The following is a 12,910-nucleotide window of genomic DNA, read 5'->3' on the forward strand; positions in this document are numbered from 1 at the left end:
CGAAAGTCGAGCACTTAACTAGGGGGAGACCATGACGATCAACATCGTCAAGCGCAGTGCCTGGAACGCCCGCCCGCCGAGAGACCCGGACGCCGTCGTCAAGGTCCCGTGGGCGAAGCGCACCGAGTTCGTCGTCCACCACAGCGAGGGACCGACGACGCAGACGCCGCGGCAGATCCAGGACTTCCACATGGACGAGCGGGGGTGGAACGACATCGGCTACAACTTCCTCGTACGGGACGACGGCACCGTGTACGAGGGCCGCGGCTGGGACGTGCGGGGAGCCCACGCCACGGATCACAACGTCAGCGGCATCGGATGCGCCTACATCGGGATGAACAGCCCGACCGACGCCGTGAAGATGGCGATCCGCGCCGTGTACGACGAGGCCTGCGCCAAGGCCGGCCGTACGCTGGCCAAGCGCGCCCACCTTCAGGTGGGCAACACCGACTGCCCCGGCACGAAGCTGCTGGCCTGGGTGGAGGCCGGCATGCCGGTCCCCGCCGCGGCCGGCGTCAATCTGCCGTCGGACGACGACCGGCTCGCCTGACGCGGCGGGGACGGCACCTCAGGTCGTGACGCCGGACCGGCGCCACGGCGCGAACGCGTTCCCCACGCGGTGCAGGGCGGGACGCAGCTCCGGATGGTGGCGCAGGATCACTGAGGCCATGCTGCTGTTCGCGATCCAGTCCAGCCCTGCCCTCGTGTAGACGCGCTCGGCGTAGTCAGGGGTGAAGAACCTGTCGCTGTTGAGCCTCCGCGAGGCCATGAGGATGAAGACCCGGAAGGCCGTGTCGCTGAAGGCGAACCCTTCCGGGCGCTTCTCGGCGAACATGCCCACGACCAGGTCGACGTCCTCCAGCCGGTCCGCGTACACCTCGCGCAGCTCCTCCGCCAGCGCCGGGTCGTCCGTGAGCGTGTCGAACCCGCTCGCCGGCGGCAGGTCGAGCAGCCTGCGGAACTCGTTGTAGCGGGGCACGCCCAGCTCCCGGCAGCGGATCAGGTCCGTGGCCGCCAGGTCCACCAGCTTGCCGTCGGGGCGTTCGAACTCCTGCAGCAGGCGCGGGAAGTTGCGCAGGACGATCGCGCCCGGGTGCTCGGTCCCGAAGGAGTACAGCAGGTCGGCGGCGGAGATGGCCGAGGCGACCCGCAGCGCCGCGGGGCCGGACAGCTCGCGCAGCGTGGTGTCGCGGATCCTGGAGTCGTCGCGCAGGTGGCGCAGGCTGTAGTCGTCGGGGATCAGCGGGTGCATCCGGTAGACGGCCGCGAACTCCTCGGTGATGCTGAACGGCACCCCGAAGTGGTCGGTGCGCGAACCCGGGATGCCGCTGATCGTCTCGCTCCGGCTGATCCTGCCCAGCGCTCTGTTGATCCGCTCGGAGGCCAGGCCCCACCAGTTCGCCCGCAGGCCGGTCACCGCCGTGGGGTGGCTGATGACCGCGGGCGTCCACTCCACGGTGTGGATCTTGGCGACGAGCGCGGCGTTGATCAGCCTGGCGCGCTCGAACAGCTCGTCGTCGCCCCAGGCCGGATACTCGGCGTGCAGCCGTTCGCAGATGGCGTTGTGCTCGTGCTCGAACAGCCCCTGCATCATCACCAGGCCGAGCCAGAAGCCCGGTTCGCGGGTCGGGTCGGCCTTGCCGCCCGCCATCGCCCGGGTCCCGGACGGGCGATGGCGGATCCTCCCCCGGGTTCCGGTGCGCAGGGCGCGCTGCTCCTCGTCGCTCAGTCCGTAGACGAGCGACAGGTCCCACCAGTGGGTGAGCGTGTTCAGCGAGGTCGCGGGGCCCTCGTAGCCGGGCGGGCGGGTCGGGTCGGGAGGGACCCGCGGGATCGTCAGCAGGGGTTCGGGCCAGTCGTCGCCCGGCTCCAGCGGGATGGTCCACGGGTCCTCGGACGGGCTGATCCCGTGGCTGAACCAGTCCCTGATCATGAACTGCAGCCAGGTCGCGGCCAGGACGTTGAGGGAGCGCGCGGGCTGGAACTCGGTCCGCGTCATGAGCCGCCGGCTGATCGTGCGCGGGTTCGGCGTCATGACCCGCTCGGGAGGCTCGGCATACGTGTGGTCAAACGGGACGTTCCGCCCGAACCGGGTCCCGGCCATGCCCATGGCCGGATGGTCCACGTCGTTGTACGAGCCGTCGGCGGTCCGCCGTACGTCGTAGCCCTTCGGGTCCGGGACGGGGGGCGGCGGGCCGACGGAGGGCAGGCGGCCGGTGTCGTACAGGTTCTGTTTGCGCAGCCGGTTGCGGATGCCCACCAGGACCGCCAGGCCGAGCGGGGTGGGCAGCCGGTCCCAGCCGAAGCGGTGGTCGAGCGCCCGGGCCAGCGCGTCATAGGCGGTCCAGAACCATGAGCGGCGATAGCCCGCCCCGGCGACCGGCGGTTCCCGCCCGGCGGGCGGCCGGACGCGTTCGGGCGCTTCGGCGCGTTCGGGCGCGGGCGCGGTGGCGTGGGCGGAGGCGGCGGTGAGGCGCGCGGCGATACGGAGTCGGTGCTTCATCGGATCTCCCCGTGGGCGGTCGGCGGCGGGTTTTCTGTGAGTGGTCGGCTACGGCATCGGCGCCGCGTACTCGCGCGGCCGGGGCAGGCCCAGGAGGCGGTCCGTCGCCGCGCGGTCGGGAGGCGGCAGCCGGTCCTGCCCGAGCCCCAGCCCGACCACGGACTCCAGGCCCTCCCGGGGCGGCGGGGGCGGTGTATCCGACGTGTGGAACCAGCCCTCCACGTGGTCGTGGAGCACCCCGCGCACGGAGGGGATGAAGGCGGTCAGGAACGGCCGGTCGCGGATGTCCAGCCGCTTCAGCCAGTCCGCCCGCTCGTGGTCGCCGAGCAGGAGCCGGCTCTCCGGGCCGCCGCCCCACGACAGGCCCATCCGGCCGCTGAGCGTGACGGACGACTTCCAGAGCATCCCGCGGAAGGAGGCGTAGCCGATGCCGGTGAACCGCATCGGCAGCCACGCCCGCGGCGGGCGCGGCACGTCCACGCGCATGACCAGTCGCCCGTCGAGGTCGTACTGGCTGCTGACCGTGGACCCGTCGGTGACGAAGTCGAGCGAGGCGCGCCGCTTGGGCATGCCCCAGATGCCGCGGCCGCCCTTGACGGAGATCTCGGTGCTCACCGGCATGTCGCCGATGTGGACGCCGGTGCCGAAGGCCGAGCGGAACAGCAGCGGGAGCAGCGGCGGGGCGGGCCGGCCGCCCGGCGTGCACAGGATCCCCGTGCAGAACTCCACGTACGTGCCGATCGGGGTGTCCTGGTAGTCCACGACCGCGATCAGCAGCACTCCCTCGCCGCGGATCCGGTACGGGCTCAGCTCCTCCGGCAGCGCCTCACGCGCGCCGCGCGGGTCGATCGGGTAGGCGGCGATGAACGCCGGGCTGCTCCGCGTCCCCACCGGCATCCGGAACGGGATGCCGTCCACGTTGGCGAATCGGCCGGCGACTCTGCCGGATGGGCGCCGGCGTCGTGCGGTGAAGGTCATCGGTTCCCCCTGTGCCGGGCCGGCGTGCCGGCCAGCTCCTCGATGATCAGCGGAAAGACGTCGCGGTGGGCGCGCTCGCCGAAGAACACGTCCAGATGGCTGTATCCGCAGAGAAGGTGCAGGGAGTGGTGGGGGGCGAAGCGGGAGAAGAAGTCGTAGGACCGGCGCTGGCTCTCCGGGAGGAAGCAGCGGTTCAGCTCGCCCGCCAGGAAGACGATCCGGGCGTCGGTACGCGGTTCCTGCGCCGTGTAGTCGTCCGGCAGGCCGTCGATGGGCTCGTAGCTGACCAGATGGCCACTGCGCACGCATTTGTCCATCTGCCGGAAGAAGGTCAGCGGCACCGGACCGAACTCGTGCGGGATCCAGAGGTCGTGCGTGGCCGCGCCGAGGTTCTCGTGCCGCCACAACGCGGGGAACCCGCTGCCGTACGTGAAGCTGACCAGCTTGCACACCGTGCTCCCGCACTCGGCGTGGGCGGCCTTGACCAGCTGGGTGATCAGCGCGGCCGCGCCCGGCGGCGGGTGGTCGCCCCAGGACGGGTCGAGGTAGGACAGGAACCTGCGCGTGACCGGCACCGCGTACCGGAGCTTGGCCCGCGACCAGCGCGGCACGACCGGGTGCAGGGACACCGCGTTCGTGATGATCGTGTCGACCTGGGGCACCAGGCCCGCGCACGCGGACATCATGAACGAGGTCGAGCCCTGGCAGTGGATGATCGCCTTGATCCGGTCGGCCCCGGTCTCCTCGACGACCTTGCGCACCGCGGCGGGGTGGTCGTATCCCGCCGCCTGGTCGAGGGTCCACGGGTTGGGCGGCAGGTCGATGCTGGCCCGCCAGTCCTCCAGCCAGACGTCGTAGCCCTGCGAGACGAGCATGTCGACGACGCTGGCGGGCACCGGCGCACGGAACACCTTGGACCGGACCCCCGCGCCGTGCACGAGGAGGACCGGGGCCTTGGCCGGCGGGGCGTGCCCGCGCACGTTGACGAGGCGCAGGTTCTTGCCGTCTCCGGCGGTGAAGGGTACGACGCGTTCGTGTGTAGCGGGTCGTCCATGCATACCGATCGCCACGATCTCGGGCCGCTGCCGGCCCCGGGCCGGCAGACCTGGTCTGGACTCCTGGACTTCCTGGTTCCGGTGCTCAGCTCACCGATCGGTTACTCTTGCATTCTACATCTCCCCGACTTTTCGGACCTGTCCGGACGAGGGAGAGGCAATGCGCCATAACGGTTCTGACCAGGCAAGACGTCCTGCCCGCGAGCACGCCGACGTCGTCGTGGTGGGCTCGGGGTTCGGCGGCGCGGTGGCGGCCTACCGGTTCGCGGAAGCGGGGCTGCGGGTGGTCGTGCTGGAGCGCGGCCGGCCGTACCCGCCGGGGTCGTTCCCGCGCGCGCCCGCCGCGATGGCGCGCAACCTGTGGGATCCGAGCGAGGGCCTGTACGGCCTGTTCGACCTGTGGAGCTTCCGCGGGCTCGGCGCGGCCGTCTCCAGCGGGCTCGGCGGCGGCTCCCTCATCTACGCCAATGTGCTGCTGCGCAAGCCGGAGCGGTGGTTCGTCAAGGAGAGCCCGCTGCCCGGCGGCGGCTACGAGCACTGGCCCGTCACGCGGGCCGATCTCGACCCGCACTACGACGCCGTGGAGCGGATGCTCAAGCCCCAGCGCTACCCCCTCGGCCAGCCGCCGTACGACACCACGGCCAAGACCCTCGCCATGCGCGAGGCGGCCGGGCGGCTGGGGCTGGAGTGGGAGCTGCCGCCGCTGGCCGTCGCCTTCGCCCCGGAGCCCGGCGGCCATCCCGCTCCCGGGCTGCCCATCCCGGACCCGGAGTACGGCAACCTGCACGGCCTGCCGCGTACGACGTGCCGGCTGCGCGGCGAGTGCGACCTCGGCTGCAACGACGGCGCCAAGAACTCCCTCGACCACACCTACCTGTCGGCGGCCCGGCACGCCGGCGCCGACCTGCGCACCCTGCACGAGGTACGGTGGCTCGCCCCCGCTCCCGGCGGCGGCTACGCCGTGAGCTACGTGGTGCACGAACCGCGCGAGGACCGGCGGCGGGTCAACACCCGGCGGCTGCCCCAGCGCACGATCACCTGTGACCGGCTCGTCCTGGCCGCGGGCACGCTCGGGACGACGTACCTGCTGCTGACCTGCGGTTCGGAGTTCCCCGGCCTGAGCCCCACGATCGGGACCCGCTTCAGCGGCAACGGCGACCTCCTCACCCTGGTCACGGACGCCCGCGACCGCGCGGGCCGCCACCGCTCGCTGGAGGGCAGCCGCGGACCCGTGATCACCAGCGCCATCCGGGTGCCGGACGCGGCCGACTCGGGGCACGGGGACCGCCGGGGCTTCCTGGTCGAGGACGCGGGCTACCCGCCCTTCGCCGAGTGGCTGGGGGAGTTCGCAGGGGTGCGCGGCCAGGCCAGGAGGGCCGGCAGGTTCGTGCTGGGCAGGATCGGGGCCCTGCTGAGCCACTCGCCGAGCAGCCGGATCAACGCCGAACTGGCCGCGCTGCTCGGCGACGGGCACCTGTCCGACGGGTCGCTGGGCCTGCTCGGCATGGGCCGCGACATCCCCGACGGCGTCATGCGCCTGCGCCGCGGCTACCTCGACGTCGACTGGACGACCGCCACGTCCATGCCGTACTTCACCACGATGCGCGGGGTCATGCGGGACATGGCGCGGGTCCTGCGGGCCGGCTACCGCGACAACCCCCTGTGGCTGGCCCGCAAGGTGATCACGGTGCACCCGCTCGGCGGCGCCCCGATGGGCCGCCACCCCGCGGAGGGCGTCGTGGACGAGTACGGCGAGGTGTTCGGGCATCCGGGCCTGTACGTCCTGGACGGGGCCTGCGTGCCCGGCCCGGTCGGCGTCAATCCCTCCCTGACCATCGCCGCGATCTCGGACCGGGCCTGCGAGCACGTCCTGGAGACCGCGCCCCGGACGGCGGCGCGGCGCGCGGAGGTCTCGTCCGGACTGAGCTTCACCGAGGAGATGCGCGGCCACGTCATGCCCGGCTCCGCCGACCCGGAGGAGGGCGAGCGGCTGGGACGCGCGAACGGGCACCCGCTGGCGGTCCACCTGACCATCACCGCCGGCGACGTCGAACGGTTCGTGGCCGACGCCGGGCACGAGGCGTCCGCCGCCGGGTGGGTGAGCTGTCCCGTGCTCGGCGGCGGACGCCTGCGGGTGGAGGGCGGGTCGTTCAACCTGTTCGTGGCGGGCGAGGACCCGGCCCGGCGGCGCATGCTCTACCGCCTGCACTTCACCGGCGACGGGGACGTCCCGCTGACGCTCACCGGGGTCAAGGACGTGCACGACGACCCCGGGGCCGACCTGTGGTCCGACACCTCCACCCTGTACGTCCGGATCCTGCGCGGGCACACCCGCCCGGCGGACGACGCGGAGGCCGAGGTGGTCGCCGCGGGGATCATCCGCATCCACCTGCCGGACTTCCTGCACCAGCTGACGACGTTCCGCACGTGGGGGCCGGACGGGGCAGCGGGGCTGGTGCGGTTCGGCCGGCTGTTCCTGGGCGAGCTGTGGGAGGCCTACCACGATCTCGCGGCGGGATCGCGGGTGCCCTGACGGCCGCCCGGCCTTGACAACGATGTCAATCGGCTCCTTGATGTTCTTATGGCCGTACCACTGATCGCCGCCCGCGGGATCATGAAGAGCTACGGCCACGTCGAGGCGCTGCGCGGCGCGGACTTCACCCTGCGGCCCGGCGAGGTGGTCGCGCTGATCGGCGACAACGGCGCGGGGAAGTCCACGCTCGCGAAGATCCTCTCGGGCGTCGAACGGCCGGACGCCGGGACGGTCGAGGTCGACGGCGAGCCGGTGGCGTTCGGGTCCGCCGAGGAGGCCAGGGGCGCCGGGATCGAGACCGTCTACCAGGACCTCGCGCTCTGCGCCGACCTCAGCCCCGCGGCCAACTTCTTCCTCGGCAGGGAACTGCTCAGGCCCGGCCTCCTCGGCCTGCTCGGCGTACTGGACAACGCCGCCATGCGCCGGGCCGCGCGCGAGGCGTGCGAACGGCTCGGCGTGCGGCTCCCGTCCCAGACCGCGCCGGTCTCCGGCCTGTCCGGCGGGCAGCGGCAGGGCGTCGCGGTGGCCAGGGCGGTGACGTGGGCGCGGCGGGTGGTGTTCATGGACGAGCCCACGGCCGCGCTCGGGGTCGTGCAGACCCAGCGCGTGCTCGACCTCATCCGCGGCGTGCGCGACTCGGGCGTGTCCGTGGTGCTGATCAGCCACAACATGCAGGACGTGATGGCGGTGTCCGACCGGGTGGAGGTGCTGCGGCTCGGACGCCGGGTGGCCCGCTTCGAGACCGCGCGCGTCTCGATGGAGGAGCTGGTCGGGGCCATGACCGGCGCGATCGAAGCGCGGGAGGAAGCGCCGGACGGGGGCGGCGAGCCGGACGGCCCTGGTCTCGACGGGCGGGACGGCGCGGGTCCGGGCGGGCGGGAGGGCGGCGTATGAAGGGGGTGCGGCTGGGGGAGCTGCAGGTCGTGTGGATCGGCCTGGTGCTGGTCGCGCTGCTGGCGGCGTTCTCGATCCTGGCGCCCACCACGTTCCCCACCTCGTTCAACCTGCTCAACCTCGTCAGCGACGCGGCCATCCTGCTGCTGCTCGCCACCGGCATGACGTACGTGATCATCACGGCGGGGATCGACCTGTCGGTGGGCGGGGTGCTGGTGTTCTCGGCCGTGGCGGCCGCCGAGGTCATGGACGCCACCGGCTCGCTCGCGCTCGGCACCCTGGCCGCCCTGGTGACGGGGCTGGCGTGGGGCGTGCTGAACGGCGTGCTGATCGCCCTGGGCCGCATCCCCGCGCTGATCGTGACGCTCGGGACGCTGGGCATGTCGCTCGGCGGGGCCCTGCTGCTCACCGGCGGGGTCGATCTGCGCGCCCCCACGGACCTGAACCTCGGTCTCGGGCTGGCGCGCTGGCTGGGCGTACCGCTGATCGTGTGGATCTGCGCCGCCATCACCGCCGCGCTCGCGCTCATGCTCGCCTGGACCCGCTTCGGGCGGCACACGTACGCGATCGGGTCCAACGCCGAGGCCGCCCGGCGCGGCGGCGTGGCCGTGCGCCGGCACCTGATCAAGGTGTACGGCCTGGCGGGGCTGCTGGCCGGGCTGGCCGGGCATCTGTCGCTCGCCAAGTACGGCATCACCGGCGTGTCCGCCCACTCCACCGACAACCTGCAGGCCATCGCCGCCGTGGTGATCGGCGGCACCTCGTTGTTCGGCGGCGTGGGGACGGTGGCCGGGACGGTCATCGGGGTGTTCATCCCGGTCGTGCTGCAGAACGGCTTCCAGATCCTGGGCGTGCGGCCGTTCTGGCAGCAGGTGGTGGTGGGCGCCGTGCTCGTCGCCGCCGTCTACGTCGACCAGTGGAGGCGCAGGGCCCGGGACGAGTAGGAGGAGGCACCACGATGCGCAAGGCTGTGGCAGCTCTGGGAACGCTGCTGTTGACGATCGCCGCCTGCGGCGGGCAGGGCGGGCAGAGCGGAGGCGGCGGCCAGGTCAGGGTGACGCTCGTGCAGGGGCTGGCGGGCGAGGAGTTCTACGAGACCATGGCATGCGGGGCGAAGGCCAAGGCCAAGGAGCTGGGCGTGGCGCTGGATGTCCAGGGGCCGCAGAAGTTCGACCCGACGTTGCAGACGCCGATCGTCAACTCGGTGGTGGCGAGCAAGCCGGACGCCATGCTCATCGCGCCGACCGACGTCAAGGCCATGATCGCGCCGCTGACCCAGGCCAAGCAGCAGGGCATCAAGATCATCCTGGTGGACACGGTGGTCGAGGACCCGGGCATCGGCCTGTCCAGGATCAGCACCGACAACGTCAAGGGTGGGGCGGCGGCGGCCAAGGCGCTGGCGGAGCAGATCGGCGACAAGGGCAAGGCGCTGGTCATCTCCACGGACCCGGGCGTGAGCACCGTGGACGCCCGCATCAAGGGGTTCGAGGAGGAGATCAAGGCTTCGCACCCCGGGATCACGTACCTGGGCGTGCAGTACTCGCACAACGACGTCGGCGAGGCTTCCAAGATCGTCAACGCCGCTCTGGCCAAGGACCCCGATCTGGCGGGGATCTTCGCCGCGAACCTCAACTCCGCCACCGGCGCCGGGTCCGCGCTCCAGCAGGCGGGCAAGCTGGGGCAGGTCAAGATGGTGGGCTTCGACGCGGGGCCCGCGCAGGTGAAGCAGCTCAAGGACGGCGTCGTACAGGCGCTCATCGCGCAGTTGCCCGGGGACATCGGGGCCAAGGGGGTGGAGCAGGCGGTCGCGGCGGTCAAGGGGCAGCAGGTCACGCCGTCGATCCCGACGGACGCCACCATCGTCACCGCGCAGAACGTGGACCAGCCGGAGGTGCGGAAGATCCTCTACAAGGCCGGCTGCTGACGGGCTCGGCGCGCATCGCTTCGGCGCGCTTGCCGGCTCGGCGCGGCCCGCTGAGCCGCCGACCCGGAGCCGCCGTCTTGCCAGGGCCGTGGTGACGCTCCCCGCCCCTCGGAGTGGGCGGTGCCACTACGGTGGCGCCGCCCGCGATCGCGTACCCGGGAGACGGGCTGGCGGCACCGAGCGACGTCCAAAGGGGCGCTGCGACCCTCCTGCCCGCCTTCGCCCGCCCGGTCGGCGCGAGGGGCGTTCTGGCGGGCTGGGGCGTGCGTCGGCGAGCGTGGGTGTGGGGTGTGGGGCCGAAATTCCGTGCAGGAGGCCGTAAGCCGTGTTTCGGGCCGAGCGGGGGAACGGTCAGGCGGGGAGGGCGGCGAGGAGGAAGGCGAGGCGGGCGGCGGCGGACTCGACGTCTTCGGCGGTGCCCAGGCGGTAGCCCCACGAGGTGATGTACGCGCCCTCGTCCGAGCACGTCACCGTCTCCGTCAGCGTGGCCGAGAAACGATTGCGGACCGACACGTAGGCCGGGTCGCTCGACAGGGCGAGGCTCTGGATGGTCAGGTCAGCGTGACGACCTGCGTGCCAGGCGAATCGCTCGAGGCAGAGCGCGGTATCAAGCATCATGCGTCACCTCCGCAACGTCTCGCGACAGAATTGCACGATCTTGGGTGGGGAGGCAAGCAATTGCTGCGGTTAATGTGATGTTTGTTTGCGGTAATCGTGAAGAATTCCGATGATGACCTCCCGCCCGGGTTCGTCGAACTCCGCCACCTTCGCATAGTCATCGAAGGCCCGGACGTAGAAGCCGATGTCATCGGGATCACGAAGGATCAGGTCCTTCGTCATGGTTTCCACCCCGACCATGGCCTCGTTGTAGATCCAGAAGCCGTTGATCGGGCTCGACGGCAGCTCCGTGCTGAACGGGATCACGCCGAACTCGACGTTCGGCAGCGTGCTGACGGCGAGTAATCGGTCGAGCTGGCCGCGCATCACCTCGGGCGGGGCGAGGGCGGTGCGCAGTGCCGCCTCCGTCACCACGAACCTGAACGTGCGCGTCCGGTCGTACAGGATCTCCTGGCGCTGCATCCGCACCCGCACCGCCGCGTCGATCTGGTCGGCCGCGCTGTAGAGGCGCTTGACCTTGCGGAAGACGTGCCTGGCGTATTCGGAGGTCTGCAGCAGGCCCACGATGATGCCGGGCTCGAACACGCGGAACAGCTTCGTGCGCGCCTCCAGGTCGCGGATGTCCTCCTGGAGGGCGGCCAGGCCGCTGCGGTGGCGCTGCTTCCAGTCGTCGTGCCGTTCGAGCAGCGCGATGGCCTGCCTGATGAGCTCGTCGGTCGTGTCGGGCGAGGCGCGTACGGCCTGCGCCCACACGACCACGTCATCCTCCGTGGCGGTCTGCCGGGCGTTCTCCAGGCGGGAGACCTTGGACGGCTGCCAGCCCAGCCGCTGGGCCAGCTCCTTGCCCGACAGGTGCGCGGCTTCGCGCAGCTGTCGTAACTGGCCGCCGAGGTCGATGCGCGCCTGCTGAAACGACGTCACGCCGCAAGAGGCTAGCCCTGCTTGCGTGGATCATGCCAGTGTCACTCGCAATTGTGATCAAGCGGTGGCCGAGGGTGTTCCTCCGCTGGTCGGGAAAGCGGTTGCCGGGCCGTCGGGGAGGACCCGGCGGGCGATTTCGGTGATGAGCTCGCGCGGAACCTCGACCGCGGCCTCGCCGTCGAGCACGTCACGGAGGTCCGCGAGCGCCTCCGGGTCGGTGACTTGCAGACCTTGCACGACGATGGTGCCGCGGTCGGTCTCGTACAGGGTGGGACAGGCGCCCGCCTCCGAGGTGGAGCCGAGGAACCGCATTCGCATGACGATCCTTCCCCGATAACAGGTGCAATTGCGCGCAATTGTACGACTCGAGGATTAAGAAGTGATCATTTTTCCGGAAATCAGCCGAGAACGCCGTCCATAAACTGATGTGCTCGTTCGAACAGTTGCAGGGTGGTTTCGTGTAGTACGTCCCCTATGTCCTTTGGTGCCTTTCCCGCGAACGCCCGCGCGTGCGAGCCCTCCAGGACGATGCCGAGCTTGAAGCAGGCCATCACCGCGTACCAGCCGACGGCCGACAGGTCGCGCTCCGACAGCGCCGCGTAGTACTCGATGAGCTCGCGCGGCTCCGGCAGCCCGGGGACGTGGCCGTTGTTGCTGGGCCAGGTGGCCAGCAGCCAGCCGAGGTCGAGCAGCGGGTCGCCGATCGTGCTCATCTCCCAGTCCACGATCGCGGCCACGCGGGGGCCGTCGCAGGCGAACATCAGGTTCGCGAAGTGGTAGTCGCCGTGCATGATCCCCGGGGTGAACGTCCGGGGCAGGTTGCGCGCCAGCCAGTCGGCCGTCTCGGGCAGACCCGGAATGTCGGGGCCCGGATAGCCGTCCAGCTCGCCGTACGAATCGAGCTCCTTGAGCCAGCGCGGCACCTGCCGCTCCAGGAACCCCTCCGGCCTGCCGAACCCCGGCAGCACCCCCGGATCGACCCGCCCCAGCTCGGCCAGCGCGGCCGCGGCCTCCAGCCCCATGCGGTGCCTGATCGCGGCGTCGGAGGCGTGCGGCTCCGGCAGGCCCGTCGAGGGGTTGAACCCGTCGATCGGCTCCATCAGGTAGAACACCGGCTCCCGCTCGGTCTGCGCGGCCACCAGCCTGGGCGCGGGCACGGGCGTGCCGCGCAGCGCCGCCAGCACCCGCGCCTCGCGGCGCAGCACCTCGTTGCTCCTGCTGCGGGCGTGCAGGGGAGGACGGCGCAGGATGTACGGGCGGCCGCCGCGCTCGAAGCGGACCATGACGTTCTGCGTGCCGCCCAGGACCGGCGCGACGCCCGTGATCGGGCCGCCGGGCAGGCCCTGGGCGTCCATCCACGTGCCGAGCGCGGCGAAGTCGATGGCGCTGACGTCGATGTGGGTGGAGGTCATGACCGCCCTTCGGCAGAATCATATTCTGGCCGCCCGACCCTACGAGAGCCCCGCACACCCGGTCAACCCGAC

At 71.5% G+C, this 12,910-nt stretch carries 12 protein-coding genes; 5 read left to right on the forward strand and 7 right to left on the reverse strand.

Annotated features, from left to right (window positions below):
* Nucleotides 1-31 precede the first annotated feature (31 nt).
* On the forward strand, nt 32-550 hold the full coding sequence (locus tag ACWDX9_RS16530) for an N-acetylmuramoyl-L-alanine amidase (protein WP_449954271.1): 519 nt from the start codon (nt 32-34) through the stop codon (nt 548-550).
* Between the two features lie 18 nt (nt 551-568).
* Here the strand turns inward: ACWDX9_RS16530 and ACWDX9_RS16535 are convergent, their stop codons facing one another.
* From ACWDX9_RS16535 to ACWDX9_RS16545, 3 genes are read right to left on the reverse strand one after another with little or no spacing between them, the layout of a single operon-like run.
* The gene (locus tag ACWDX9_RS16535) at nt 569-2,503 is read right to left on the reverse strand and encodes a peroxidase family protein (protein WP_449954274.1); all 1,935 of its coding nucleotides are present in this window, start codon (nt 2,501-2,503) and stop codon (nt 569-571) included.
* A gap of 48 nt (nt 2,504-2,551) precedes the next feature.
* Nucleotides 2,552-3,481, reverse strand: coding sequence for an acetoacetate decarboxylase family protein (locus tag ACWDX9_RS16540; RefSeq protein ID WP_449954277.1), 930 nt, complete (start codon nt 3,479-3,481; stop codon nt 2,552-2,554).
* The gene (locus ACWDX9_RS16545) at nt 3,478-4,539 is read right to left on the reverse strand and encodes a hypothetical protein (protein ID WP_449954280.1); all 1,062 of its coding nucleotides are present in this window, start codon (nt 4,537-4,539) and stop codon (nt 3,478-3,480) included. The genes ACWDX9_RS16540 and ACWDX9_RS16545 overlap by 4 nt, the downstream gene beginning before the upstream one ends.
* Nucleotides 4,540-4,696: 157 nt before the next feature.
* Between ACWDX9_RS16545 and ACWDX9_RS16550 the strand changes: the two genes are divergently transcribed.
* From ACWDX9_RS16550 to ACWDX9_RS16565, 4 genes are read left to right on the forward strand one after another with little or no spacing between them, the layout of a single operon-like run.
* Nucleotides 4,697-7,069 carry a GMC family oxidoreductase gene (locus ACWDX9_RS16550; protein ID WP_449954283.1) on the forward strand — a complete coding sequence of 791 codons (2,373 nt, stop codon included), beginning with the start codon at nt 4,697-4,699 and terminating at the stop codon, nt 7,067-7,069.
* 48 nt (nt 7,070-7,117) lie between these two features.
* Nucleotides 7,118-7,963: an ATP-binding cassette domain-containing protein gene (locus ACWDX9_RS16555; protein WP_449954284.1), complete on the forward strand. Its 846-nt coding sequence runs from the start codon at nt 7,118-7,120 to the stop codon at nt 7,961-7,963.
* Complete coding sequence (locus ACWDX9_RS16560) at nt 7,960-8,907, forward strand: ABC transporter permease (RefSeq protein WP_449954287.1); 948 nt, start codon at nt 7,960-7,962, stop codon at nt 8,905-8,907. Before ACWDX9_RS16555 ends, ACWDX9_RS16560 begins: the two co-directional genes overlap by 4 nt.
* Nucleotides 8,908-8,921: 14 nt before the next feature.
* Nucleotides 8,922-9,887: an ABC transporter substrate-binding protein gene (locus tag ACWDX9_RS16565; protein WP_449954290.1), complete on the forward strand. Its 966-nt coding sequence runs from the start codon at nt 8,922-8,924 to the stop codon at nt 9,885-9,887.
* Nucleotides 9,888-10,238: 351 nt separating this feature from the next.
* On the opposite strand, the gene ACWDX9_RS16570 is transcribed toward ACWDX9_RS16565, so the two are convergent.
* From ACWDX9_RS16570 to ACWDX9_RS16585, 4 genes are all read right to left on the reverse strand, one after another.
* Nucleotides 10,239-10,505, reverse strand: a complete 267-nt coding sequence (locus ACWDX9_RS16570) for a hypothetical protein (RefSeq protein WP_192786285.1) — start codon at nt 10,503-10,505, stop codon at nt 10,239-10,241.
* 69 nt (nt 10,506-10,574) lie between these two features.
* The gene (locus ACWDX9_RS16575; protein ID WP_192786284.1) at nt 10,575-11,426 is read right to left on the reverse strand and encodes a helix-turn-helix domain-containing protein; all 852 of its coding nucleotides are present in this window, start codon (nt 11,424-11,426) and stop codon (nt 10,575-10,577) included.
* A gap of 57 nt (nt 11,427-11,483) precedes the next feature.
* On the reverse strand, nt 11,484-11,744 hold the full coding sequence (locus ACWDX9_RS16580; RefSeq protein ID WP_449954294.1) for a hypothetical protein: 261 nt from the start codon (nt 11,742-11,744) through the stop codon (nt 11,484-11,486).
* Between the two features lie 80 nt (nt 11,745-11,824).
* Complete coding sequence (locus ACWDX9_RS16585; protein ID WP_449954297.1) at nt 11,825-12,838, reverse strand: phosphotransferase family protein; 1,014 nt, start codon at nt 12,836-12,838, stop codon at nt 11,825-11,827.
* Nucleotides 12,839-12,910 lie beyond the last annotated feature (72 nt).

It is taken from the genome of Nonomuraea sp. NPDC003201 (assembly GCF_053590415.1).